The 25,435-nt window shown below is 70.7% G+C and carries 20 protein-coding genes; 4 read left to right on the top strand and 16 right to left on the bottom strand.

What is annotated here, in order from left to right; genetic code table 11:
* The 10 genes from HZZ10_RS02545 to hrcA form a co-directional block, all read right to left on the bottom strand.
* Nucleotides 1–1,884 carry a variant leucine-rich repeat-containing protein gene (locus HZZ10_RS02545; RefSeq protein WP_179912285.1) on the bottom strand — a complete coding sequence of 628 codons (1,884 nt, stop codon included), beginning with the start codon at nucleotides 1,882–1,884 and terminating at the stop codon, nucleotides 1–3.
* Between the two features lie 136 nt (nucleotides 1,885–2,020).
* On the bottom strand, nucleotides 2,021–4,225 hold the full coding sequence (locus tag HZZ10_RS02540) for a DUF7937 domain-containing protein (protein WP_179912284.1): 2,205 nt from the start codon (nucleotides 4,223–4,225) through the stop codon (nucleotides 2,021–2,023).
* A gap of 243 nt (nucleotides 4,226–4,468) precedes the next feature.
* Nucleotides 4,469–5,413 carry a GTPase Era gene (gene era, locus HZZ10_RS02535; protein WP_056131621.1) on the bottom strand — a complete coding sequence of 315 codons (945 nt, stop codon included), beginning with the start codon at nucleotides 5,411–5,413 and terminating at the stop codon, nucleotides 4,469–4,471.
* Nucleotides 5,410–6,756 carry a hemolysin family protein gene (locus HZZ10_RS02530; RefSeq protein ID WP_179912283.1) on the bottom strand — a complete coding sequence of 449 codons (1,347 nt, stop codon included), beginning with the start codon at nucleotides 6,754–6,756 and terminating at the stop codon, nucleotides 5,410–5,412. Before HZZ10_RS02530 ends, era begins: the two co-directional genes overlap by 4 nt.
* On the bottom strand, nucleotides 6,753–7,214 hold the full coding sequence (gene ybeY / locus HZZ10_RS02525; protein ID WP_056131615.1) for an rRNA maturation RNase YbeY: 462 nt from the start codon (nucleotides 7,212–7,214) through the stop codon (nucleotides 6,753–6,755). The genes HZZ10_RS02530 and ybeY overlap by 4 nt, the downstream gene beginning before the upstream one ends.
* Nucleotides 7,211–8,272 (bottom strand): PhoH family protein, encoded by a 1,062-nt coding sequence (locus HZZ10_RS02520; RefSeq protein ID WP_056131612.1) that lies wholly within the window; start codon nucleotides 8,270–8,272, stop codon nucleotides 7,211–7,213. The genes ybeY and HZZ10_RS02520 overlap by 4 nt, the downstream gene beginning before the upstream one ends.
* Before the next feature lie 94 nt (nucleotides 8,273–8,366).
* Entirely contained in the window at nucleotides 8,367–8,723 is a 357-nt protein-coding gene (locus tag HZZ10_RS02515) for an HIT domain-containing protein (RefSeq protein ID WP_179912282.1), read from the bottom strand.
* Nucleotides 8,724–8,784: 61 nt separating this feature from the next.
* On the bottom strand, nucleotides 8,785–9,618 hold the full coding sequence (locus HZZ10_RS02510) for a 16S rRNA (uracil(1498)-N(3))-methyltransferase (protein ID WP_179912281.1): 834 nt from the start codon (nucleotides 9,616–9,618) through the stop codon (nucleotides 8,785–8,787).
* Nucleotides 9,618–10,736 (bottom strand): molecular chaperone DnaJ, encoded by a 1,119-nt coding sequence (gene dnaJ / locus HZZ10_RS02505; protein ID WP_179912280.1) that lies wholly within the window; start codon nucleotides 10,734–10,736, stop codon nucleotides 9,618–9,620. The genes HZZ10_RS02510 and dnaJ overlap by 1 nt, the downstream gene beginning before the upstream one ends.
* 159 nt (nucleotides 10,737–10,895) lie before the next feature.
* The gene (gene hrcA, locus HZZ10_RS02500; protein ID WP_056133941.1) at nucleotides 10,896–11,921 is read right to left on the bottom strand and encodes a heat-inducible transcriptional repressor HrcA; all 1,026 of its coding nucleotides are present in this window, start codon (nucleotides 11,919–11,921) and stop codon (nucleotides 10,896–10,898) included.
* A 264-nt stretch (nucleotides 11,922–12,185) separates the two neighbouring features.
* Here hrcA and HZZ10_RS02495 point away from each other — a divergent pair, with 264 nt between their 5' ends.
* The 4 genes from HZZ10_RS02495 (at nucleotide 12,186) to HZZ10_RS02480 (ending at nucleotide 16,634) form a co-directional block, all read left to right on the top strand.
* Nucleotides 12,186–13,568: a helix-turn-helix domain-containing protein gene (locus HZZ10_RS02495; protein ID WP_179912279.1), complete on the top strand. Its 1,383-nt coding sequence runs from the start codon at nucleotides 12,186–12,188 to the stop codon at nucleotides 13,566–13,568.
* Between the two features lie 160 nt (nucleotides 13,569–13,728).
* Complete coding sequence (exaC, locus tag HZZ10_RS02490; protein WP_179912278.1) at nucleotides 13,729–15,252, top strand: acetaldehyde dehydrogenase ExaC; 1,524 nt, start codon at nucleotides 13,729–13,731, stop codon at nucleotides 15,250–15,252.
* A gap of 30 nt (nucleotides 15,253–15,282) precedes the next feature.
* Nucleotides 15,283–15,699, top strand: coding sequence for a DUF779 domain-containing protein (locus HZZ10_RS02485; RefSeq protein WP_056131594.1), 417 nt, complete (start codon nucleotides 15,283–15,285; stop codon nucleotides 15,697–15,699).
* Between the two features lie 74 nt (nucleotides 15,700–15,773).
* Complete coding sequence (locus HZZ10_RS02480) at nucleotides 15,774–16,634, top strand: DUF3097 domain-containing protein (protein WP_056131591.1); 861 nt, start codon at nucleotides 15,774–15,776, stop codon at nucleotides 16,632–16,634.
* Between the two features lie 140 nt (nucleotides 16,635–16,774).
* Here the strand turns inward: HZZ10_RS02480 and HZZ10_RS19775 are convergent, their stop codons facing one another.
* The 6 genes from HZZ10_RS19775 to HZZ10_RS02450 form a co-directional block, all read right to left on the bottom strand.
* On the bottom strand, nucleotides 16,775–17,782 hold the full coding sequence (locus HZZ10_RS19775; RefSeq protein WP_179912277.1) for a DUF2189 domain-containing protein: 1,008 nt from the start codon (nucleotides 17,780–17,782) through the stop codon (nucleotides 16,775–16,777).
* 185 nt (nucleotides 17,783–17,967) lie between these two features.
* The gene (locus HZZ10_RS02470; protein WP_179912276.1) at nucleotides 17,968–20,085 is read right to left on the bottom strand and encodes an acyltransferase family protein; all 2,118 of its coding nucleotides are present in this window, start codon (nucleotides 20,083–20,085) and stop codon (nucleotides 17,968–17,970) included.
* Nucleotides 20,086–20,087: 2 nt separating this feature from the next.
* Nucleotides 20,088–21,344, bottom strand: coding sequence for a radical SAM family heme chaperone HemW (hemW, locus tag HZZ10_RS02465; protein WP_179912275.1), 1,257 nt, complete (start codon nucleotides 21,342–21,344; stop codon nucleotides 20,088–20,090).
* 7 nt (nucleotides 21,345–21,351) lie between these two features.
* On the bottom strand, nucleotides 21,352–23,235 hold the full coding sequence (gene lepA / locus HZZ10_RS02460) for a translation elongation factor 4 (protein WP_056131578.1): 1,884 nt from the start codon (nucleotides 23,233–23,235) through the stop codon (nucleotides 21,352–21,354).
* A 124-nt stretch (nucleotides 23,236–23,359) separates the two neighbouring features.
* A complete protein-coding gene (locus HZZ10_RS02455) occupies nucleotides 23,360–25,084 on the bottom strand; it encodes a monocarboxylic acid transporter (RefSeq protein WP_228086904.1) in 1,725 nt (574 codons plus the stop codon).
* Entirely contained in the window at nucleotides 25,081–25,374 is a 294-nt protein-coding gene (locus HZZ10_RS02450; RefSeq protein WP_056133935.1) for a DUF485 domain-containing protein, read from the bottom strand. Before HZZ10_RS02450 ends, HZZ10_RS02455 begins: the two co-directional genes overlap by 4 nt.
* Nucleotides 25,375–25,435: the final 61 nt, after the last annotated feature.

Here is a 25,435-nt window from a genome sequence, read left to right as displayed (position 1 = left end):
TCAGAACATGTCGGCGAGGTCGCCCAGGCTGTCTTCGAGCCACTGCGGGTCGTCGAGCTTGCCCTCGTCCTTGAGGCGCAGGACGTTCGACAGGATCAGACCCGACGAGTCACCCCACGTGGCCGCGCCGCTCATGTACCAGGAGCCGTCTTCCTCGACCGCGACGAGCGAGAGGTCGGTGACACCGAGCTCTTCGAGCAGCGGCACCTGGTCGGCGCAGCCCTCGACGGTCTCGCCGTCGGCCTCGGCCTCGATGCACTCGGCGTCGAGGGTCACCGAGAAGTCCGTGCCCTCGACCGAACCAGAGACCTCCAGCGACTCGAGCTTGAGCCACGCGACGCCGTCCTTCTCGTCACGCACCGAGAAGGACGCGTCGACGTCGACGTCCTTGAGGTCCTCCTGGAAGTCCTGGAAGAACTGGTCGTCGATGCTGCTCAGGTCGCCGTAGAGCGTGAGGGCCCGACGGTCGGCAAGAGGCAGCGCCTTGGCGAGCTCCGACGTCGTCCCCGTCTCGAGGTAGTCCTTGATGCCGAGCACCAGGCCCTCTCCCGCAGCCTCGGGTGAGTCGAAGGCCCCCGCGAGGTCGTCACCGGGCATCTCGCCCCGCTCGACACCCGCAGCGAGCGAGGAGTACTCGGCGAGGGTGAGGTACGGGCTGACGTACCAGTCGCCGCCCTCCTCGACCACGACGAGGAAGGGTGCGATCGGGTCGTCGCCCAGGTCGAGACCGAGGTCTCCCCCGAGGTCGGCCGGGTCGAGCATGAGGTCGTCGGCGGTGACCGTCGCGGGCAAGGACTCGGCGATCGCCTCGTCGATCGACGTCCGGATCTCGTCGTCGCTCGGGATCTCTGCGCCCTGCTCCTGGAGCGTGGCCCAGAGGGAAGACTTCTCGATCTCGTCGAAGAGGTCGATCGTCGCGTCAGCGAGCTTCTCGGCGTCGGCGTCGACCGTGAGCGAACCGCTCGTGATGCTCACCTTCGCCAGGCCGTCACCCAGGTCTTCGCTGCTCACCTCGAGGTCCTCGAGGGCGAGGTCTAGGGCGTCGAGGTAGTCCTTGTAGGACTCGGTGAGGTCACCGACGTCGTCGCCGTCCGGCATGCGCGCGTCGAAGAGGTCAGCAGCCGTCGTCAGCTGGGAGATCTCCGTCGGCGACGTGACGCCGTACACGGAGACGAGGTCCTTCGCGGCGATCCCCTCGATCATCTGCGTGGCGGCCTCTTCGGGGGTGGCAGCGCCGCCCACCTTGGAGAACCAGAAGTGGTTCGCGGCGAAGGCGCCTGCTCCGAGGAGGACGAGGACACCCGCACCGACACCGATCCACAGGCCCTTGCGGGACTTCTTGGGGCTGGTGCCCGCAGGCGGCTGGCCCCACGCGGCGTCCTGCGGTGGCTGCTGGCCCCACCCGGCGTCCTGTGGGTTCTGCTGGCCGTAGCCCTGGGGCTGGCCCGTCTGCTGCTGCCAGGCGGACTGGGCCGGGTAGCCCTGCTGCGGCTGCTCACCCTGCTGGGCGGGCGAGCCCTGCCACAGCTGCTGGGTCTGGTCCTGCTGACCGGGCTGACCGCCCTTCTGCCAGACCGGCTGGGTGTGCTGAGCGTCCCCGCCCTGCTGCACGTCGGGGGTCGGCTGCCAGTCGGGGACGGGCGGGGCAGGCGGTGCGGGCGGCCCGGCAGCCGTTCCCTGCTGCGCGCCCCGCGCGTCGATCGCCGCCGCCACTGCGGGGTCCCCCTGGGCACGCAACCACGCGAGCAGCTCGGGATAGGCCACAGGGTTCGCTGCGACAGCCGCACGGAGGTCCGGGCGCTGGGTCGCGATGTCCGCGAGGACGGCGGGCGGGGTCGATGGGTCGGCCGCGGTCGCCGCGGTGAACTCGCTCGGGGTGGTCATGGTGAACCTGTTCTGGTCGGTCGTGAGCAGGGAGGGCGGTGGTGGACCGGCGGGCAGCGCGGTCCTCAGACGGGAAGAGCCCACCCACCACAAGGGCGGCTGGGCTCTTCCCGCACGTCGTCGGTGACCTGGGAGGTCAGCTCTGACGGTTGCGGAGCGCCGCGTCGACGGCCGGGTCGCCGAGCTGGCCGAGCCAGTCGAGGAGCGCCGGGTAGGTCGTCGGGTTGGCCGCGACCTGCGGACGCAGCTCGGGGGCCTCCTGGACGATCTGCGACAGGACCAGACCCGTGGTCGACGGGTCGAGGGCCTGCTGCGCCGTGTAGCCGTGCGACGGGGCGGCGGCCGGGGCCGGGGCGTGCTCGGGCTCGGAGGCCTTGGGCTCACCCGGCTGCGGAGCGTGCTGCTCGTCGTGCGACGCACCGTGCTGCGGAGCGGCCGCAGCGGACACGCCCGGGGCGTGGCCCGCGAGGTGGGTGTCCTGGTCGATCTCGCTCTCGGGCGTGGTCGACGGAGCCTGCCACGCAGACTGAGCAGCCGGGTTCTGCGCGACCGGCGCCGAGCCGTAGCCGCCCTCGGAGGCGGCCGGTGTGCCGTAGGACGGCTGGACCGCCGGGGTGCCGTAGGCACCCGTCGGCGCGCCGTACTGACCCTGCTGCGGGGCACCGTACTGACCCTGGGGAGCGCCGTACTGCCCCTGCGGTGCCTGACCGCCCTGCGGCTGGCTCCACTGGTAGGCAGCGTCACCCGCAGCGCGAGGTGCGGGACGGTTCTGCGCGAAGTACGTGCGGATCTCCTTGGGCACCGTCAGCGCGATGACGACGATGGCCGGGAGGGCGAAGGCGAGGAGCAGGTGCCCCTCGGAGACGATCTTGTACTCGGCGTACCCGGTGCCCACGGTCGGGGAGATCACGAGGATCACGATGCCCAGCACGAAGGCGAGACCAGCGGCCGCGAAGGCGACGTTGCGCCCGTTCGCCGGACGGGACGCGAGCGAGAGGCGAGCGAAGACCGCGGCAGCGGCGACGACGAGGCCGAGGATGATCGACGTGATGAGACCGCCGAGGCCGACGTCGAGGCTCTCGCGCTGCGGGAAGCCGATCCACAGTGCCGAGAGCACGACGGTCGAGCCCGCGACGAGCGCGAGGTAGTCGAGGGCGTGGACGGCTGCGCCGATCCAGGTCGCGCTCGGCTCCTCGGTGCGCACGGTGCGGCGGAAGGCGGGCGAGGAGACAGCGGCGGCGAGCGCCGGGAGGAAGATCGCGCCGAGGCCGGCCTGGAGCGACAGGCTCGTGGCGGGGGCGAAGGGGAACAGCGCGTGCACGGACTGCGCCTGGATGAAGGAGCTGCTGTCGCCGGCGCCGAACAGGAAGATCACGGCGAGCGCGGCGCCGAGCGCCACGAGGAACAGCCGCCAGGAGGCCGAGCGCTGGACGAGGACGCCGTAGACGGCCCAGCCGAAGAACCCGACGAGGAACAGCCAGGAGACGATGCCGATGGTCACGATGATCGCGCTGTCGTAGTCGCCTGCGTCGACGAGGAACATGATGAGCGAGATGACCATCGTCACGGCCGCGAGACCGGCGATCGAGATCGTGACCAGGCGCCACGTCTTGGGGGCGGCGAGGTCGAGGTGCTCGGGGCCCATCTCGGTCTCGCGCGGCTGCGCGGCGAGGAGGGCACCGGCGAGCCCGAGACCGAAGGCGGTCCCGACGCCGTAGCTGTCGCCGACCTTGAAGATGTCGAGGACCACGTAGACCACGACGGTGATCACGTACGGGGCGTTGGCCAGCTGGCGGGCCAGGCGCGTCTTGTGGACCGTCCAGGACGCGGGGAAGATCCCGCCGCGAGCGAGGTAAGGGATCGCGAGGGACAGCACCGAGATCACCGTGACGATGATGACGACGAAGTTGAAGCTGTCGCCGACCTTCGCGCCCGGCGTCACCCAGAGGGCGAGCGAGACGAGGAGCAGCAGCGCTGCGACCCCGTCACGGACGAAGTCGGACACGGGGATGCCCGTGAAGGGGTTGGGGCGAGGGGCCTTGGGAGCCTGAGGCGCGTAGCCACCCTGCTGACCGGGGGCGTAGCCACCCGGCTGGCCCGGCGCGTAGCCGCCCTGCGGGTACCCGTTCGGGCCCTGCTGGCCGGGCTGCGGCGCGTACTGGCCCTGCTGCGGGGCGTACTGCCCCGGCTGGCCCTGCTGGCCGGGCTGCGGTGCGTACTGGCCCTGCTGTCCGGGCTGCGGGGCGTACTGGCCGGGCTGGGGGGCCGAGGCCTGAGGGTTCTGCGGCGGCCCCTGGTGCGGGTACCCGCCCGGCGTAGGCGCCTGGCCTTCGTGGCTCATGTTCTCCCTTTCGTCGTTGCCGTCCGTGCGCGAGCCGGGCGCCGGGCGCGCCCACCCTCGCGGGGGGCGCGGCCCTGCGGCGACCGCGTCGGTGACGGGCGGCTGCCGTGCCTGGCCGACGCGCTCGTGACCGGCACTGATGTGCGTGCACGACACGTCTCACGGACGAGCATGGACCAGATCCGGGCTGCGTGCACCGTCTGACCCCCGGTAGAACTCCCCATGCGGGCCCCGACGGGCCCGTCAGAATCCGAGGCGGCGCATCTGCTTGGGGTCGCGCTGCCAGTCCTTGGCCACCTTGACGTGCAGGTCGAGGTAGACGCGGTTGCCCAGCAGCGCCTCGATGCCGCGGCGTGACTCGGTGCCGATGTGGCGCAGGCGGGATCCTCCACGGCCGATGATGATGGCCTTCTGGCTGTCGCGCTCGACGAAGATGTTCACCCGCACGTCGAGGAGCGGGTTGGACCCGTTGCTGCCCTCACGCGGCAGGATCTCGTCGACGACGACCGCGAGGGAGTGCGGGAGCTCGTCGCGCACACCCTCGAGGGCTGCCTCACGGACCAGCTCGGCGACCATGACGGCCTCCGGCTCGTCGGTCAGCTCACCGTCCGGGTAGAGCTCGACACCCTCGGGCAGGTGCGTGACGAGGACGTCGGCGAGGGTGCTCACCTGGTAGCCGCCCTTGGCGGAGACGGGGACGATGTCAGCCCACTCCCCCAGCTGGTCGACGGCCAGCAGGTGCATCGCGAGCTCTTCGTGGCTCACGAGGTCGGCCTTGGTGACGACAGCGATGACGGGTGTGCTGCGGCGACCGCCCTTGAGCTCGGCGAGCTGGTTCGCGATGTACCTGTCGCCGGGTCCGATCTTCTGGTCGGCGGGGAGGCAGAAGGCGATGACGTCGACCTCGGACAGCGTGTCGCGGACGAGGTCGTTGAGGCGCTCGCCGAGCAGGGTGCGCGGCCTGTGCAGCCCAGGGGTGTCGACGAGGATCAGCTGGGCGTCCGGGCGGTTGACGATGCCGCGGATCGTGTGACGGGTCGTCTGGGGCCGGTCCGAGGTGATGGCGACCTTCTGCCCGACGAGCGCGTTGGTGAGCGTCGACTTGCCGGCGTTGGGGCGGCCGACGAAGCAGGCGAACCCCGACCTGTGCACTGTGCCCTCGGGCGCGTCGGTGGGTGTGCGGGTCATGAGGCGTTCTCCTGCTGGTTGCGGTGCGTGCGGAGGTCGTCGCGCGCACGGTGGTCGTCGATCACTCGTCGTTCCTGGGTCGTGACCGGGTCTCCGGCCTCGCTCCTGGAGACGAGAAGGGTGGCGAGCTGGCGCCTGCGTCCGTCGACGCGCTCGGCCACGAGGTGGACTCCGTGGACGTCGGCGGTCGCACCTGTGAGCGGCACCTTGCCGAGGGCCTTCGCGAGGAGGCCACCGGCGGTGTCGACGTCGTCGTCGTCGATCTCGAGGTCGAAGAGCTCACCGAGCTCGTCGACGGGCATGCGGGAGGAGACCCTGTAGGTCCCCGGTGAGGTCTCCTCGACCTCGGGGGCTGCGGCGTCGTGCTCGTCGGTGAGCTCGCCGACGATCTCCTCGATCGCGTCCTCGATCGTCACCAGGCCGGCGATCCCGCCGTACTCGTCGACGACGAGCGCGATGTGCGACGAAGCACCCTGGAGCTCGCGCAGCAGGTCGTCGACAGGCTTGGACTCGGGCACGAAGGTCGCCTGGCGCATCACCTTGGCGACGGTCCGCGAGGCACCGTCCTCGGCGTCGTTGAGCACTCTGACGACGTCCTTGAAGTACACGACGCCGAGGAGCTCGTCGACGGAGTCGCCGACCACCGGGACGCGGGAGAACCCTGACCGCAGGAACAGCGAGAGCGCCTTGGGCAGCGGGGTGTACGCGGCGCAGGTGACCATGTCGGTGCGCGGGACCATGACCTCGCGGGTCAGGGTCGACCGCAGGCCGAAGACGGAGCGCAGCATGGTGCGCTCGTCGTCCTCGATCGCGTCGGAGTCGTTGACCCTGTCGACCATGTCGCGCAGCTCGTGCTCTTCCTCGGCCTCGGCCGTGGCGCGGGCGGTGCTGGTGAGCGCGGTGACGCGGCCGGCGACGGCGAGCGTCACGGACAGCAGCCCGCTGAGCCGCACGAGGGTCTGCGCCGGCCGGTGCCGCCCGATGGTGCGCGGGCTGATGCGGACCAGCACGAGCGCCACGAGGGCGCTGCTGAGGACCGCGAGGACCAGCACGAGCCACCACTCGTCGACGAAGGCGGCGAAGCACACGGTGATGCACGCCGTCGAGAGCATCTCGGCGAACACCCGCAAGAACGCCGCCGAGGCGGCGGTCTGGCCGGGTTCTGCGACGAGGCGCTGCACGCGCGACGCGAGGTCTGAGCGGTTGTCGACGATCTCCGCGACGGCCGACCGGCTGATCCGGGTGACTGCTGCCTCCCCGGCGCTGAGCAGCGCCGCGAGGAGGATGCCGACGACGGCCAGCACGACGAGCAGGCCGACCGGTGCGTCGTCGAGGATGTTCATCTGGTCGGACGCCCCGCGAGGAACGTGAGCAGGAGCCGGCGCTGCAGGCCGAACATCTCCTTCTCCTCCTCGGGCTCGGCGTGGTCGTAGCCGAGCAGGTGCAAGATCCCGTGCGTGGTGAGCAGGAGCATCTCCTCGACCGTCGAGTGGCCGGCCACGGCGGCCTGGGCGGCGGCGACCTCGGGGCACACGACGACGTCTCCGAGCAGGCCGGCCGGGGTGACCTCGCCCTCGCGCCCGGGACGGAGCTCGTCCATCGGGAAGGAGAGGACGTCGGTCGGGCCGGGCTCGTCCATCCACTGGATGTGCAGCTCGGTCATCACCTCGGTGCCCACGAAGAGGATCGACAGCTCGGTCTGCGAGTGCACGTGCATCTCGTCGAGGACGAACCGTCCGAGGGCGGCGAACTCGGCCTCGTCGACCTCGTAGCCGGACTCGTTGTTGACTTCGATGCTCACCTGCGGTGGCCTTTCTCGGTGGTCCGGTCGGTCGACCGGGCGTCGTGACGGGTGGAGTGACGGTCGGTGGTGAGGTCCCACCGGGAGTAGGCCTCGATGATGTCGCCGACCAGCCTGTGGCGGACCACGTCGGTCGAGGACAGCCTGCAGAACTCGATGTCGTCGACGCCTGTCAGGACGTCTTCGATGACCCGCAGGCCTGACTGGGTCCCGCCCGGCAGGTCCACCTGGGTGACGTCGCCGGTGATGACCATCTTCGACTGGAAGCCCAGGCGGGTGAGGAACATCTTCATCTGCTCGGTCGAGGTGTTCTGCGCCTCGTCGAGGATGATGAACGCGTCGTTGAGGGTCCGGCCGCGCATGTAGGCGAGCGGGGCCACCTCGATGGTCCCGGCCTCGATGAGCTTGGGGATCGACTGCGGGTCGAGCATGTCGTGCAGCGCGTCGTAGAGCGGACGCAGGTACGGGTCGATCTTGTCCGAGAGCGTGCCGGGCAAGAACCCGAGCCGCTCCCCGGCCTCGACGGCCGGGCGGGTCAGCACGATCCTGTGGACCTGGCGGGCCTGGAGCGCCTGGACGGCCTTGGCCATCGCCAGGTACGTCTTGCCGGTACCGGCCGGACCGATGCCGAAGGTCACGGTGCTCGCGTCGATCGCGTCGACGTAGTGCTTCTGCCCGGCGGTCTTGGGGCGGATGCTCTTCCCGCGGCTCGACAAGATGTCGAGGGAGAAGACCTCGGCCGGGCGCGACGTGCTCGACGCCGTGAGCATCGCGATGGACCGGGCGACCACGTCGGCGGTCAGCGGTGCACCCGACTGGGCGACCTCGACGAGCTCGTCGACGAGGCGCGCGGCGAGCGCGACGTCTCCGACAGGGCCCCGCAGCACGATCTCGTTCTCCCGGACCCTGACGTCGACCGTCGTGAAGCCGGCCTCGAGGGCCCGCAGCACCGAGTCGACAGGCCCCAGCAGGCTGGCGATGGACACGTCGGCCGGGACGACGATGCGGTGCTCGACGTCGGTGGGTGACGTCCCACCTGTGCTCTCTGCAGCTGTCATAGGGCGGTGTGCTCGGTCCTTCGGCTCGTGGTGCGGTGATCGTGCGGGTGGGGTGCAGCGGACGGGGGTGGTGCGGGGCCTCAGTCTAGGTGGCTCAGCCGACGAGGGCGCCGAGCTGTGTGCCGCCCAGGACGTGGGCGTGGACGTGGAACACGGTCTGCCCGGCGTGAGGACCCGAGTTGAAGATCAGCCGGAACTGCCCGTCGGCACGCTCGCCGGCGACCTGCTCGGCGACACCGACCAGCTCCGCGAGCACGTCAGGGGCTGCTGCCGCGAGCTGCGACACGTCTCCGTGGTGCGTGGTCGGGACGACGAGCACGTGCATCGGCGCGCTCGGGTTGATGTCCTCGAAGGCCACCACGTTCTCGGTCCGCGCGACGATGGTCGCGGGCACCTCCCCCGCGACGATGAGGCAGAACAGGCAGTCGGGCTCAGGTGCGCTCGTGGTCATCCTCCGAGGCTATCCGGTCGACCGGACGGCGTCAGCCTGAATCGTGTGCGCTGCGAGGCGCTCACGCCCAGCGCCCCAGGCGCTCGGAGAGCAGCGCCACGGCGATCGGTCCGGCGGTCGAGGTGCGCAGCACGTGCGGGCCGAGCCTGACGAGCGTGGCACCAGCCTCGGTGAGCAGCGTGCACTCCCGCTCGCTGATCCCGCCCTCGGGTCCGACGACCACCAAGATCTCACGCAGTGCGTCCGAGCCCGTCGCGCTGTCTTCGGGCGTCTGGGCAGCCGGTTCTTGGGCCCCTGCTCCGAGCGCCGGGAGCGCAGGCAGCGCAGCCTGGGCGATGGGCAGCGTCGCCTCTTCGTGCAGGACGAGGACCGTGCCACCTGCGGCGACCACCTGGGCCGTGCGGGCGGCGAGGCCCTTCGCGTCGACGACGTCGCCGACACCTGGCAGCGCGGCACGCCGGGCCTGCTTGGTCGCCGCGCGGACCGTCGCGACCCAGCGGGCCCGAGACTTCGCGGCGCGGTCCCCGCGCCACACCACGACAGACCTCTCGGCCTGCCACGGCAGCACGGCATCCACGCCGGCCTCGGTCGCCGCCTCGATCGCGAGCTCGTCCCGGTCGCCCTTGGCCAGAGCCTGGACGAGCACGACGGACACCCCGTCGGACGGCTCGCGCTCGACCGAGACGACCTCGAGGGTCACCTCGGAGGCCTGCACAGCCGTCACCCGGCAGGTGAGCCGCAGGCCCGCGCCGTCGACGACGTCGATCCGCTCGCCGACGCCGCGACGCTGGACGACACCTGCGTGCCGCCCCTCGAGCCCGTCGAGGAGGTACGTGTCACCCGGGGCCAGAGACCCCAGGTCCCCGGCCTCGGCCAGGAAGACAGGTGCGCTCATCAGCGGCCGGTGAGCTTCTCACGCAGCCGGCTGAAGACACCCGGGTGGGCCGCAGCGACGCGCCCCTCGGGACGCTCTTCGCCGCGCAGGACCGCGAGCTGACGCAGCAGCTCTGCCTGCTCCTCGGACAGCGACGTGGGGACCTGGACCTCGACGTGCACGTTGATGTCTCCGCGACCGCCACCGTGCAGGTGACCGACGCCGAGGTTCTTCAGCGTGATGACCTGGTCGGGCTGCGTGCCCGGGCGCAGGTCGACCGACTCGGGACCGTCGAGGGTCTCGAGCTCGATGACCGTGCCGAGGGCGGCAGCGGTCATCGGCACCTCGAGCGTGCAGTGCAGGTCGTCCCCGCGGCGCAGGAAGGTCTCGTGCTTGCGCTCGCGGATCTCGAAATAGAGGTCACCGGCAGGACCGCCGGCAGGACCGACCTCGCCCTGCGAGGTGAGCTTGATGCGGTTGCCGGTCTCGACGCCCGCGGGCACCTCGACGCTGACCGTGCGGCGGCTGCGGACGCGGCCCTCGCCGGAGCACTCGGCGCAGGGCTCGGGGATCGTCGTGCCGAAGCCCTGGCAGGCCGCGCACGGGGCCGTGGTCATGACCTGGCCGAGGAAGGAGCGGGCCACGCGCTGGACCGTGCCGCGTCCGTTGCAGACGTCGCAGGTGCGCGGGGAGGTGCCGGGGCGGCAGCACGAGCCGGAGCAGGTCCCGCAGACCACCGCGGTGTCGACCTGGATGTCGCGGCGCACGCCGAAGGCTGCCTCGGAGAGGTCGATGTCCAGGCGCACGAGGGCGTCCTGGCCGCGGCGCGAGCGCGGGATCGGGCCGCGCTGGGTCTGGCCGCCGCCGAAGAACGTCTCGAAGATGTCCTGGAAGCCGAAGCCGCCGCCACCGTTCATGCCGCCGCCCGGAGCCGACGGGTCGTGACCCATGTCGTAGGACCGGCGCTTCTCAGGGTTCGAGAGCACCTCGTAGGCGCGACCGACGTCCTTGAACCTGTCCTCGGCGTCCGGACCTGCGACGTCAGGGTGCAGCTCGCGGGCGAGCTTGCGGTACGCCTTCTTGATCTGGTCCTGGCTGGCGTCACGGTCGACGCCGAGCACCTCGTAGTAGTCGCTCACTGGTTGGTCTCTGCCGTTCGTCGAAGGGGGCTGGTGCGGCGTCCTGTCGCGGCACCACGGTGCTCGCTCTGAACTCTGCAACGTCTGGACGGGGGTTCTTGTTTCATCGCGTGCGTCACGTCGTGGCCAGACCGCCGGGCGACGGGGCCACGACGCGCCTCATGCACCGAGGATCCTGGACAGGTAGCGGGCGACGGCCCGCACCGAGGCGATCGTGGCGGGATAGTCCATGCGGGTCGGGCCGATCGACCCGATGGTCGCGACCGAGTCGCCGTCCGAGCCGTACCCGGTCGTGACGACCGAGGTCTCGAACAACCCTGTCAGCTGGGTCTCGTGACCGATCCGCACGTTGACCCCTGAGGAGTCGTCGCCCATCTCGGTGAGGAGGTTGAGCAGCACGACCTGCTCCTCGAGAGCCTCGAGGACAGGGCGCAGGGCGTGCTCGAACCGCATGCTCGCGTGCGCGAGGTTCGCGGTCCCGGCGAGCACGATGCGCTCTTCGCCCTCCTGGGAGAGCGTGTCGGTGACGACCTCGGCGACCCGCGCGACGAGCGCCTGGTCCTCGGGGTCGAAGGTGGCCGCGAGCGCGTCGAGGGCCGTGCGCAGCTCCGGGAGGCGCCGGCCGGCTGCGGCGGCGTTGAGCCGGGCGCGCAGCGCGACCAGGACGATCTCGTCGGGGGTCGCGTCGAGCTCGAGGGTGCGCTGCTCGACACGGCCGGTGTCGGTGATGATGACCACGAGGAGCCTGCGCTCGCCGAGGACGACGAGCTCGAGGTGGCGCAGGCCGGAGCGGCGCAGCGAGGGGTACTGGACGACTGCGACCTGGCCCGTCAGCTGGGCGAGCAGCCGCCCGGCCCGGGTGACGACGTCGTCGAGGTCGACCGCGCCGTTGAGGAAGGTCTCGATCGCGTTCTTCTCGGCCGCGCTGAGCGCCTTCACGCCCGCCAGGCGGTCGACGAACATGCGGTAGCCCTTGTCGGTCGGCACCCGTCCCGCGGAGGTGTGGGGCTGCGCGATGAAGCCGCCCTCCTCGAGGACCGCCATGTCGTTGCGGATCGTCGCGGGCGAGACGCCGAGGCTGTGCCGTTCCGCGAGGACCTTGGAGCCCACGGGCTCGCGGGTGTGGACGTAGTCCTCGACGATCGCGCGCAGGACGTCCAGCCGTCGCTCGTCGCTCGCCGCCACGGACCTCTCCTTCACGTCGTCGCCTGCCTGGGGCCTCTGCGCTGCCTGCGCGGTCTGCCCTGTCATCGGCCTGTCGTCGGGCTGTCGTCAGGCCTCCATCAGCACTCGGGAGGCCTGAGTGCTAATTCTACGACAGGGCACCGTCACGGTGCACGCGGCGGTCACGCATCCCCTGGAGACAGCCGTGCGACCCGGGGCTATCGTGTGAGCAGACCTGGACCGGCACGCGACGGAGCGTGCCGGCGACGACGGGAGGTCCGGCGCATGCACACTCCGTCGGACGCACCGGCGGCGCTGCCGGTCCTGTCCGCCCGCTCTGGTCTGCCCGTCCTCCCCCCGCTGCCTGCACAGCCCGGCGGCGTGCGTGATCTGGTGCACGCCTCGTGGGTGCGCTCGTCGGCCTCACGTCTCGACCCTGACGCCGTACCCGAGCCGACCCTGCTCGACGACTCTCTCCGGGCCGTCCGAGACCAGCACCCGCTCACGCGCGTCCTCGGCACGATCCAGACGCTCCTCGTGCGGCACACGACCGACACCGGTCTCATGGTGGCCGTCGGAGACCAGGCCGGCCGGCTGCTCTGGGTCGACGGTGACCACGACGTCCGCCGTCGGGCGGAGAGCATGGGTTTTGTGGCCGGGACCGACTGGTCCGAGACCGCCGTGGGCACCAACGCCCCCGGGACGGCGCTCGTGCTCGACCGTGCCGTGCAGATCCGACGGACCGAGCACTTCGCGCGGATCGTGCACCCGTGGAGCTGCACAGCCGTCCCCGTGCACGACCGCGCGACGGGCTCGCTGCTCGGGGTCATCGACATCACCGGGGGTGACGACGCCGTGGCGCCCACGACCCTCGCCCTCGTCGAGGCGACGGCGCTCGCCGTCGAGGCCGAGCTGCACCTGCTCACCCTCGAAGACCGGCTCGCGCGCAGGCCGGTGCGGCGGCCGTCGGGCTTCACGCTGCGGCGGCTCGCAGCACCCACCGCGGCGAAGGCCGCACCAGCAGCAGAGACGGCGCAGCCCGCCGGGCAGGCTGGCACCACCCGCGGGCGCGCCCCGCTGCTGCGGGTCCTCGGGCGGGACGACGCGCTGCTCGAGGTCGACGGAGACAGGCTGGTCCTGAGCGGGCGGCACGCCGAGATCCTCACGCTGCTCGCCTGGCACCCGCGCGGCCTCGGCGCCGAGGAGCTCGCGACCGCCGTCTACGGTCGCGACGACGCCCTCGTCACCCTGCGCGCGGAGATGGTGCGCCTGCGCAGGGCGCTCGAGCCCGCATCGCTCCAGGTCCTCTCGCGTCCCTACAGGGTGGGCACGCCGCTCGACCTCGACGCCTCTCAGGTGCTCGCCTTCCTCGACCGCGGCGCTCACAGGGTCGCCTTCGCGGGGTACGTCGGCCCCGTCCTGCCAGGGTCCGCCTCGCCCGGGGTCGCCGCTGCGCGCAGCGAGGTGAGCCGCCGGCTGCGCGAGTCGCTGCTCGCCGACGCCGGGGTCGACACCCTCCTCGCCTTCGCGCGGACCGCCGAGGGCGCGGACGACGTCGAGCTGTGGACGGCGTGCCTGCGGCTGCTGCCCGGTCGCTCGCCCCGCCGGGCTGCTGTCGTCGCGCACCTCGAAGACCTCGAGGTGAGGCTCGGCCGGGCGACGCCCTGACGACCTGGGCGAGAAGTCGCGGCGCGCCCGGCGTTCGACCGCTCGACCGCTCGACCGCTCGACCGCTCGTGCAACTCGATGCAACCTCGGCGGGCCTAGCGTCGAGGAGAGCCCGGTCACCGCCGGGCGCTCATCAGACAGCGTCGTCGAAGGAGCACACATGACCGTCTACGCAGCCCCCGGCACCCCGGGAGCACTCGTCACCTTCAAGCCCCGCTACGAGCACTGGATCGGCGGCACCTGGGTCGCCCCCGTCAAGGGCCAGTACTTCGAAGACATCTCCCCCGTCAACGGCAAGCCCTTCGCCGAGGTCGCCCGCGGCACGGCCGAGGACATCGAGGCGGCCCTCGACGCCGCGCACAAGGCAGCCCCCTCGTGGGGCAAGACCACAGGCACCGAGCGCGCCGACGTGCTCAACAAGATCGCCGACGTCATCGACGCGAACCTCGAGCTGCTCGCCGTCGCCGAGACCTGGGACAACGGCAAGCCGGTCCGTGAGCCGCTCAACGCCGACCTGCCCCTCGCCGCGGACCACTTCAGGTACTTCGCGTCGGTCATCCGCGCGCAGGAGGGCGAGTTCACCGAGCTCGACAACGACACCGTCGCCTACCACTACGCCGAGCCCCTCGGTGTCGTCGGGCAGATCATCCCGTGGAACTTCCCGATCCTCATGGCCACGTGGAAGCTCGCACCCGCCCTCGCAGGCGGAAACACCATCGTGCTCAAGCCCGCCGAGCAGACACCCGTGTCGATCCTCGTGCTGATCGAGCTCATCGGCGACATCCTCCCGCCGGGCGTGCTCAACGTCGTCAACGGCTTCGGTCTCGAGGCCGGCAAGCCGCTCGCCTCCAGCCCCCGGATCCGCAAGATCGCCTTCACGGGCGAGACGACCACGGGCCGGCTGATCTTGCAGTACGCGAGCGCGAACCTCATCCCCTCGACGGTCGAGCTCGGTGGCAAGAGCCCGAACATCTTCTTCGAGGACGTGGCCGACAAGAACGACTCGTACTACGACAAGGCGCAAGAGGGTTTCGTGCTCTTCGCCTTCAACCAGGGCGAGGTGTGCACCTGCCCGTCGCGGTCGCTGATCCAGAAGCCGATCTACGACACCTTCCTCTCCGACGCCCTCGACCGGACGAAGAAGGCCGTCCAGGGGAACCCTCTCGACACCGACACCCAGGTCGGCGCTCAGGCCTCGAACGACCAGCTCGAGAAGATCCTCAGCTACATCGACATCGGCAAGCAGGAGGGCGCACGGCTGCTGCTCGGCGGCGAGCGGGTCGACCTCGGCGGCGACCTCACCGACGGCTACTACGTCGCCCCGACGATCTTCGAGGGGCAGAACTCGATGCGGATCTTCCAGGAGGAGATCTTCGGGCCGGTGGTCGCGGTGACGAGCTTCGACGACTACGCCGACGCCATCGCGAAGGCGAACGACACGCTCTACGGCCTCGGGGCCGGCGTGTGGTCGCGCAACGGGAACCTCGCCTACCGCGCAGGGCGAGACATCAAGGCGGGACGCGTGTGGGTGAACAACTACCACGCGTACCCGGCCGGGGCGGCCTTCGGCGGGTACAAGAGCTCGGGGATCGGGCGGGAGAACAGCAAGCTCGCGCTCGACCACTACCAGCAGACGAAGAACCTGCTGGTGAGCTATTCGGAGTCGGCCCTCGGGTTCTTCTAGGAGCGTGCTGGGACTCATCGAGGAGGATCCATGATCGACGCCGACGTCGTCATCGACGGCGAGACACAGTCGCGGGTCGCCGCGACGGACAGCGCTGTCGAGCTGCTGCGCAGGTTGTGGGAGCAGCACGGGCCGCTGATGTTCCACCAGTCTGGCGGGTGCTGCGACGGCTCGTCGCCCATGTGCTACCCCGCGGGCGAGCTGTTCACCTCGGCGGCCGACGTCCTCCTCGGGCGCTTCGACATCGCCGACCAGGGAGCCGGCGGCGCGCAGTCGCAGACCATCGACTTCTGGATGTCGACCGAGCAGTTCGCGTACTGGCGCCACACGCACCTGACGGTCGACGTGGTCCCAGGGCGCGGTTCGGGCTTCTCGGTCGAGAGCCCCGAGGGGGTGCGCTTCATCATCCGGTCGCGGCTGATGGACGTGGCGGACGCCTTCGCCTGATCGGCGCACGGCCCCGCGTGCGACGGACGGCGAGGCTCCGCTCGTCCGTCGCACGCGGGGGCTAGCCTGCTGCGGTGAGCTCAGACCGCTACTCCCAGGACGTCCTCGCCGCCGGACCGCACCCCTCGGCGCGCCGCCCCACCTCTCGGCCCGTGCCCGCCGACCGCGGGCTCGTCGTCGAAGAGGTCATGACCGGGTGGGTCGGGGCTGTGACCCGTGTCGAGAAGTCCGGCGGCCTGCACGTCGTCGTCCTCGAAGACCGCGCCGGGCGCACCCGCACCTTCCCGCTCGGCCCTGGGTTCTGGGTCGACGGCGCCCCTGTCACGCTCACTCCCCCGGTCACCTCCACGGCCCCCGCGGCACCCACCCGCACGGCGAGCGGCTCACGCGTGGTCGCCGACGCCCGGGCGCGCGTCGCCCGCGGCAGCCGCATCTGGGTCGAGGGACGCCACGACGCCGAGCTCGTCGAGAAGGTCTGGGGCGACGACCTGCGCGTCGAGGGTGTGGTCGTCGAGCTGCTCGAAGGAGTCGACAACCTCGCCGACGCGCTCGCCGACTTCAAGCCGTCGAAGGGCCGCCGGGTCGGTGTGCTCGTCGACCACCTCGTCCCGGGGAGCAAGGAGCAGCGCATCACCGACGACGTGCTACGCGCCTTCCCCGGCGGCAACGTCAAGGTGCTCGGCCACCCCTACGTCGACGTGTGGCAGGCCGTGCGCCCGCAGCGCATCGGGCTCGACGCGTGGCCGGTGATCGACCGTGGCACCGAGTGGAAGTACGGGATCCTCCAACGCCTGGGCTGGCCCGCAGAGAACCAGACCGACGTCGCCCTCGGGTGGAAGAAGATCCTCGGGACCGTCCGCAGCTACGCGGACCTCGAGCCTTCGCTGCTCGGCAGGGTCGAAGAGCTCATCGACTTCGTGACGGTCACCGACTGATCCGGCCGGTCCACACGCTCCTGCGGTCCTGCCGGGTGAGGGTCTTGCCGTGCCATCCTCGGAGACAGCCCGTCATCGACGAGAGCCTGCACCCCGGCCGGGGTGCAGGCTCTCGTCATGGTGCGTGGAGCTGGTCGTCGTCAGACGGGCTGCTCGTTGATGAGCTTCCTGTAGACGTACGCCGAGGCGATCATGGACACGGGGATCGCCACGAGCAGGCCGACCAGCAGGAGGATCGCGCCGACGGCGTTCGCGAGGTAGACGAAGACGTACAGCAGGATCGCGGTCGACAGGTTGTCGAGGACCAGGCGGACGCTCGCCTTGATCGAGTCGATGACGCCGAGACCCTTGTCGATGATGAAGAACAGCGCGAACTGCCCGAAGAACGCGACGATGATCGACCCGATGAAGGTGAAGCTGACGATCGTCGACACGAGGGAGACGAGCAGCGACGTGAGGATGATCGTGCCGAGGCGCGAGGTCGAGAAGAAGTCGGCGAGCGTCGGGCGGCGGCCCTGGGTGATGACGAGCGCACCGCGGATGATGCCGGCCTGTGCGAGCATCACGAGCACGAACATGATGAGCGTGAAGACGACAGCACCGAAGCCGAGACCAGCGATCCCGGCAGCGCCGACCCCGTCGTCACCTGCGCTGAGGCTGCTCCCGACGAGGATGGCGAAGAAGATGCCCCCGACGACCGCGAAGACCGCGAGGTAGGCGAGCGCGGCCAGCAGGAACACGCCGATGTTCTGCGTGAACTTCTCCCAGCCGTAGCGGAAGCCGTCAGGGACCGGAGACTCGGGAGCCCCGTACTGCCCCGCGGAGATCGGCGGGGCGCTCGGCGGCGGGTAGGCGGACCCGGGCGGCGGGTAGCCGCCGGTCGAGTACTGGTCCTGAGCGCCGTAGGCGGGCTGCTCCGGAGTGGTCTTCTCCCAGCCCGAGGGCTGACCCGGTGCCGGCTGACCGTAGGCGGGCGGCTGCTGGCCCGCTGCGGGCTGGCCGTAGGCCGGGGGCTGCTGGCCGTAGCCGGGCTGCTGACCCTGGGCCGGCTGGCCGTAGACGGGCGGCTGTGCCGGCCCGGGGGGCGGCGGATATCCCGACTGTGCGTAGGGGTCCTGCGTGCCGTCGTCCGGCGTCTTGTCGCTCATGCGATCTCCTCGGTCCTCGGTCCCGGCGGACGACCGCGGGATGCGGTCGGACCACGGCCGGGGGCTGTCTACCTCACCCTAGGGGCGCGGCAAAGGTCCAGGCTAGAGCCCCCGACGACCGTCCGCCTGCGCAGACCACACCCTGGCACGCGCTGCCCGAGCACTCAGAGGACGAGCGCCTGCACTCAAGGGACGAGCGCCTGCGCTCCGGTGAGGGCGTCCGCCACGGTGCGGGCGTAGAGGTCCTGCCCCGCGGGTGCCGGGTGGACACCGTCCTTGCCGAGGACGTCGGGCTGGGCAGCGACCGCGGCGGCCCAGTCGGCCACGACCACGTTCTCGGGGTGGCGGGCCGCAGCGGCCCGCATCTGGTCGTTCGTCGGGCCGATCCAGCTGCGGTCCGCGGAACCCGTGACGAGCACGAGCACGTGGTCGGGACCGACGGCGGCGACGACGTCCTCCATGACCCGCTCGGTCACCGTGCTGTTGGTCCCCAGGGACACGACCACGTACGTGCGCAGGGTGCCCGCGTCCCGCATGGCCGTGATGATCTCGGGTGCCGTGCTCATCTGGCGCGAGACCTCGGCGTCGACGAAGACCCCAGGCAGCGCCGCCTGGAGGGCCGGCACGCTGATGAGGCTCACCGAGTCGCCGACCAGGGTCACCTGGTCACCCGGCGGCGGGACCGTCGGGACGGGGGCCGGTGTCGGCTCTGCTGGCGCTGTCGGCTCGGGCGTGGGCTCGACCGTGGGCGCAGGCGCTGGCTGCGCCGCGTTGGCCTCCTGCGCAGCCTGTGCCCCCTCGAGGATCTGCGCCTCGAGCGAGGACGTGGCGGGCTCGCGGACCCCGGCGAGCACGAAGGCGCTCACGAGACCGAGGGCCAGCACCGCGGCCACCGCGAGACGGACCCGGGCGAGGGGCGAGCGGCCCGGTGCCGCCTGCTCGGCGCGCGCAGCGACGACCAGCCGCCGTGCGCGGCCCGCGACCCGCGTCCACAGCGCGCGGATGCCGGCGATCATCACCGGACGCTCGAGGTACTTGTACGACACCCAGGCGGCGACCGCAGTGACCACGGTCGCCACCGCGGCGACCGACCACGACGTCGACCGACCCGGGTTCTCCGCGCCCATGAGGCTCGCGACGAGGACGACGATCGGCCAGTGCCACAGGTAGATCCCGTAGGAGCGCACGCCGACCCAGCGCAGGGGCCGGACCTCGACCCGTCGCGCGAGCGGCTGGCTGCGGATGAGGAAGGCGATGAGCCCGAGGGCGAAGAGCGAGGCGAGCACGAGCCCGCCGCGGTAGGTGAACGCGTCGTCGACGGACATCGTGAGGGTCAGGACCACCAGGCCCACGGCGCTCGTGAGGCCGAGGGCGTGACGCCACCACCGCCGGCGCGACGTCGGGAACCAGCGCGCGAAGCGGCTCTGCACCGGCAGCAGAGACTGGCTCGCGAACTCCACGTCAGGGACCTGCGGGGTGTCGCGCGGGGTGCGTGGGGCGAACCACAGCGCGAAGAACGCCCCGGCCATCAGACCGAAGAGGTGCGTGTCGGTGCCGAAGTACACCCGCGACGGGTCGCCCGCCGGGTCGTAGGCGACGGCCATCCACACCGCCGACCCCACGGCGAAGAGCCCCGTGACCACCAGACCGGTCACCCGAGAGCGCCGCACCGAGAAGACGGCGAGCAGCACGAGCGGCCAGAACAGGTAGAACTGCTCCTCGACCGCGAGGGACCAGAAGTTGGCGAAGAGCTGCGGCACGAGGTCGGCCGAGTACGAGGTGCCCTGGGCGATCGCGAACCAGTTGCTCGCGAAGGTCAGCGCCCCCAAGACCTGCAGCTTGATCCCGACGAGGACGTCGCCGCCGATCACCCCGGCCGCAGCTGTGCACACCACCACCACGGCCACCATCGCCGGGATGATGCGTCTGACCCGCCTCGTCCAGAAGTGCCGCAGGGACACGCGCCCGGTCTGCACGCGCTCGCGCACGAGCAGCGTCGTGATGAGGAAGCCGGACAGCACGAAGAAGACGTCCACACCGATGAAGCCGCCCGGGAGCAGCGCTGGCAGGAAGTGGTAGACGAGGACCGCGAGGACCGCGACGGCTCGCAACGAGTCGAGACCGTAGATGCGCGGCGGCCGCGACGACGAGCGCGGCGCGACGGGCTTGCGGATCGTCCCGAGCGGCACCGCCGGACGGTCCATCCGTTCGAGCCCTTCGGGCAGCGTGACACGGCCGAGCTCGCGGACCGTGGTCGACGGTCCGCGGTCCGAGCGTGGCTGACGAGGAGTCGAGGCAGCCATCGTCAGTCGGTGAGGTCTCTGACGACGGTGTCGGCGAGCAGGCGTCCACGACGGGTCAGCACGACACGCCCGGCGATGGCCGCGCGCCCGTCGACGAGCCCGTCGGCCACGTGCTGGGCGACGGCCGTGCGGGCACGGGGCGACAGGTCGGCCGTCGCGAAGCCCTCACGCAGGCGGACACCGAGCATGACGCGCTCGAGCTGGGCCGAGTCGTCGTCGAGGGTCTCCTGACCTGCCGACGGGCTCAGGCCCTGACCGAGCCGGTTGGCGTAGCGCACGGGGTGCTTGACGTTCCACCAGCGCAGGCCCCGGGTGCCCGGGACGTCCGAGCCGAGGTAGGAGTGCGCACCAGGACCGACGCCCCACCAGTCGTCGCCCCGCCAGTAGGCGAGGTTGTGGCGGCAGGCCCGCTGCACGCCGTCGACGGTCCGCGCCCAGTTGGACACCTCGTACCAGCCGAGGCCAGCCTCGGTCAGCAGCTCGTCGGCGAGCTCGTACTTGGCGGCCTGGTCGTCCTCGTTCGGCAGGGTCAGCTGACCGCGGCGCACCTGGGCGGCCATCTTGGTGCCCTGCTCGACCACGAGCGCGTAGGCCGACACGTGGTCGACACCCGTCGCGAGCGCCGACTCGACACTCGTGCGCCAGTCGTCCAGGGTCTCCCCCGGTGTGCCGTAGATGAGATCGAGGGAGACGTCGAGACCGAGGTCGGTCGCCCACCGGACCACGTCGGGGATGCGGCGCGGGTCGTGCGTGCGCTCGAGGGTCGCGAGCACGCTCGGGACCGCCGACTGCATGCCGAAGGACACCCGCGTGAACCCGGCGTCGGCGAGGACCTTCAAGGACTCCGGGGTCACCGAGTCCGGGTTCGCCTCGGTCGTCACCTCGACGTCCTCGGCGAGCCCCCACGTGCTGCGGACAGCCGCCAGCATCGTCGCGAGGTCGCGGGCAGGCAGCAGCGTGGGCGTGCCACCGCCGACGAACACCGTCGACACCTCGCGGCGCGGCAGACCTGCCGCGTCCATGAGGCGCCCGGCCATCTCGATCTCGGAGACGGCCGTCGTCGCGTACGCAGACTGGCTCGCGCCACCGCCGAGCTCGCTCGCGGTGTACGTGTTGAAGTCGCAGTACCCGCACCGCACGGTGCAGAACGGGACGTGCATGTAGACGCCGAACCGGCGGTCAGCCGCACCGGACGCCACCCAGGTGGGCAGCGTGCCGTCGTCGGGAGCCGGGTCGCCGTCGGGGAGAGCCGGGGTCACGACTGCCTCACTTCTTCTTGTCTCGGGACTCCGTCTGCTCGGAGGTCAGGGCGGCGATGAAGGCTTCCTTCGGGACCTCGACAGACCCGATGGTCTTCATGCGCTTCTTGCCCTCCTTCTGCTTCTCGAGGAGCTTGCGCTTGCGGGAGATGTCTCCGCCGTAGCACTTGGCGAGGACGTCCTTGCGGATGGCACGGATGGTCTCGCGCGCGATGACGCGCGCACCGACGGCAGCCTGGATCGGCACCTCGAACTGCTGACGGTTGATGAGGTTCTTCAGCTTGCCGACCATCGACAGGCCGTAGGAGTACGCGTTGTCCTTGTGCACGATCGCGCTGAAGGCGTCCACCTGCTCGCCCTGCAGCAGGATGTCCACCTTGACGAGGTCGGCCGCCTGCTCGCCGATCACGTCGTAGTCGAGCGAGGCGTAGCCGCGGGTGCGGGACTTCAGCTGGTCGAAGAAGTCGAAGACGATCTCCGCGAGCGGGAGGATGTAGCGCATCTCGACGCGGTCGGCCGAGAGGTAGTCCATGCCCTGCAGCTCGCCGCGGCGGCCCTGGCACAGCTCCATGACGGCGCCGATGAACTCCGAGGGGGCGATCACGGTGGCCTTGACGATGGGCTCGCGGACCTCGCCGATCTTGCCGCCCGGGAACTCGCTCGGGTTGGTCACGGTGACGATGCTCTTGTCCTCCATCGTCACCTCGTAGATGACGTTGGGGGCCGTCGAGATGAGGTCGAGGTTGAACTCGCGCTCGAGGCGCTCGCGGACGATCTCGAGGTGCAGCAGACCGAGGTAGCCGACGCGGAAGCCGAAGCCGAGCGCGACCGAGGTCTCGGGCTCGTAGATGAGCGCGGCGTCGTTGAGCTTGAGGCGATCGAGGGCGTCGCGCAGGACCGGGTAGTCCGAGCCGTCGACCGGGTACAGGCCGGAAAAGACCATCGGCTTGGGGTCGGAGTAGCCGCCGAGCGCGTCCTCGGCAGGCTTGGCCGCGTTCGTGACGGTGTCACCGACCTTGGACTGGCGCACGTCCTTGACACCGGTGATGAGGTAGCCGACCTCGCCGACGCCCAGTCCCTTGGTCGGGATGGGCTCGGGGGACGAGACGCCGATCTCGAGGAGGTCGTGGGTCGCCCGGGTCGACATCATGATGACGCGCTCGCGCGGGGCAAGGTTGCCGTCGACCACGCGAACGTAGGTGACCACGCCGCGGTACGTGTCGTACACAGAGTCGAAGATCATCGCTCGCGCCGGGGCGTCGGGGTCGCCGACGGGCGCGGGCGTCTTGAGCACGATGCGGTCGAGCAGCTCGGGGACGCCGACACCCGTCTTGCCCGAGATCTTCAGCACGTCCTCGGGCTCGCAGCCGACGAGGTTCGCGAGCTCTTCCGCGTACTTCTCGGGCTGGGCGGCCGGCAGGTCGATCTTGTTGAGCGCCGGGATGATCGCCATGTCGTTCTCCATGGCGAGGTACAGGTTGGCGAGCGTCTGGGCCTCGATGCCCTGCGCAGCGTCGACCAGCAGCACCGCGGCCTCGCAGGCCGCGAGGGAGCGCGAGACCTCGTAGGTGAAGTCCACGTGGCCCGGGGTGTCGATCATGTTGAGGGCGTAGCCGGTCGGCACGCCGTTCTCGTCGGCGACCTCCCAGGGCATGCGCACGGCCTGCGACTTGATGGTGATGCCGCGCTCGCGCTCGATGTCCATGCGGTCGAGGTACTGCGCGCGCATGGCACGCGGGTCGACGACGCCGGTCATCTGGAGCATGCGGTCGGCCAGGGTCGACTTGCCGTGGTCGATGTGCGCGATGATGCAGAAGTTTCGGAGCAGCTCCGGAGCAGTGGCCGCGGGCTGGATGCGGGCGAGGTTGGCCGCTGAAGGGATGGGAGTCACGTGGTCGATTGTCCCACGGACCCGCCGCGGGGCGGCACCCTCTCGACGCGCCGTCGAGCGGTGCCGCCCCGCGGGGCCCCGGCCAGGTGCCGGGGACCGCCGGGACTCGCGGCTGCGGACGGGGTCAGTGCTCGGTCGCGGCCTTCTCGGAGCCTGCACCCGTGAGCGACCTCACCTCCATCTCGGCGAACTTCGCCTTCACGCCCTTCTCGCGGCTCGTCAGCGTGCCGACCACCCCGAGAAGGAACCCGAGCGGGATGGTGACGATCCCCGGGTTCTCGAGCGGGAACCACGCGAAGTCGATGCTCGCGTCGCGGATCATCGACAGGCTGTTGCCGGCCTCGTCAGTCTTGCCCGAGACCACGGGCGAGAAGGCGATGAGCACGAGGCACGAGCCGAGCCCGCCGTACATGCTCCACAGCGCGCCCCGCGTGTTGAACCTCTTCCAGAACAGCGAGAAGAGGATGGTCGGCAGGTTCGCGCTCGCCGCGACGGCGAAGGCCAGGGCGACGAGGAAGGCGACGTTCTGGCCGTTGGCGAAGATGCCGCCGACGATCGCGAGGAGACCGATGACCACGACGGTCATCCGGGCGACCTTGACCTCGCCGTCGGGGTTCACCTCGCCCTTCTTGATGACCGAGGCGTAGATGTCGTGGGCGAAGCTCGCCGCGGCCGTGATGGTCAGTCCCGCGACGACGGCCAGGATCGTCGCGAAGGCGACTGCCGAGATGAGGCCGAGCAGGATCTCCCCGCCGAGGGCGAAGGCCAGCAGCGGAGCCGCCGAGTTCACGCCGCCGGGTGCGGCGTTGATCGTGTCGGCGCCGACCAGGGCTCCGGCCCCGTAGCCGAGCACCAGCGTGAAGAGGTAGAAGATGCCGATCAGCCAGATGGCCCAGACGACAGACCTGCGGGCCTCTTTGGCTGTCGGGACCGTGTAGAAGCGCATGAGGACGTGCGGCAGGCCGGCGGTGCCGAGCACCAGGGCGAGCGCGAGGGACAAGAAGTTGAGCTTGCTCGTCTCGCTGCCCCCGTACTGCGCGCCAGGCTCGGCGAGCCCGGGGATGCCCGAGGTGGTGATCGCGCCCTGGATGACGTCCGAGAGGTTGAAGCCGAACTTCGCCAGGACCCAGACCGTCATGATCCCGGCGCCCGCGATGAGCAGGATCGCCTTGATGATCTGCACCCAGGTGGTGCCCTTCATGCCGCCGATGAGCACGTAGACGATCATCAGCGCACCGACCACCGCGATGACCAGGCCCTGGCCAGCCCGGCTGTCGATGCCGAGCAGGAGCGCGACGAGACCGCCCGCCCCGGCCATCTGCGCGAGGAGGTAGAAGAACACGACAGCCAGGGTCGTCAGCGCCGCGGCCATGCGCACGGGCCGCTGCTTGAGACGGAAGGAGAGGACGTCAGCCATCGTGAACTTGCCGGTGTTGCGCAGCAGCTCGGCGACGAGCAGCAGCGCCACGAGCCACGCGACGAGGAAGCCGATCGAGTAGAGGAACCCGTCGTAGCCGTTGATCGCGATCGCGCCGACGATCCCGAGGAAGCTCGCGGCCGAGAGGTAGTCCCCCGCGATGGCCGTGCCGTTCTGGGGGCCTGTGAAGGACCGGCCGCCCGCGTAGTAGTCCTCGGCGGTCTTGTTCGTGCGGGAGGCCCGCAGCACGATCACGAGGGTCACCGCGACGAAGGCGAGGAAGATGCCGATGTTGACGACGGGGTTGCCGATGTCCTCGGAGGCGGCGACCACGGATGCTGCGTGGGACTGCCCGGCGAGGTCGAGCGGGAGGTGGCCCGAGAGCTGGGCGGGGACGGCGCCGGAGAGGCCCGGCAGGACGACGGCGGTCATACGAGATCACGTCCCTCGATGCGCTGACGGAGCTCGTCCGCCATGGGGTCCTGCTTCTTGTTGGCCCAGCGGGCGTAGATCATCGTGATCGCGAAGGTCGTGACGAACTGGCCGAGCCCCATGAGGAGACCGACGTTGATGGTCCCCCACACCTTCGTGCTCATGAAGTCGTGCGCGTAGTCCGCGAGCAGCACGTAGGTGAGGTACCAGAGGAAGAAGAAGGCCGTCATCGGGAAGACGAAGCGCCTGAAGCGCCGTCGCAGCGCCTGGAACTCCGGGCTGTCCTGCACCTGCTCGTAGTCGAGGAGGTCGCTGGTGCGGTCGTGCGGTCCGGGTGGACCCGTGGGGGGC

This window comes from Sanguibacter inulinus (assembly GCF_013415325.1).
In the GTDB taxonomy this organism is placed as follows: domain Bacteria; phylum Actinomycetota; class Actinomycetes; order Actinomycetales; family Cellulomonadaceae; genus Sanguibacter; species Sanguibacter inulinus.
The sequence above is the reverse complement of the archived record's forward strand: the minus strand, read 5'-3'. Positions and strand labels throughout refer to the sequence as shown.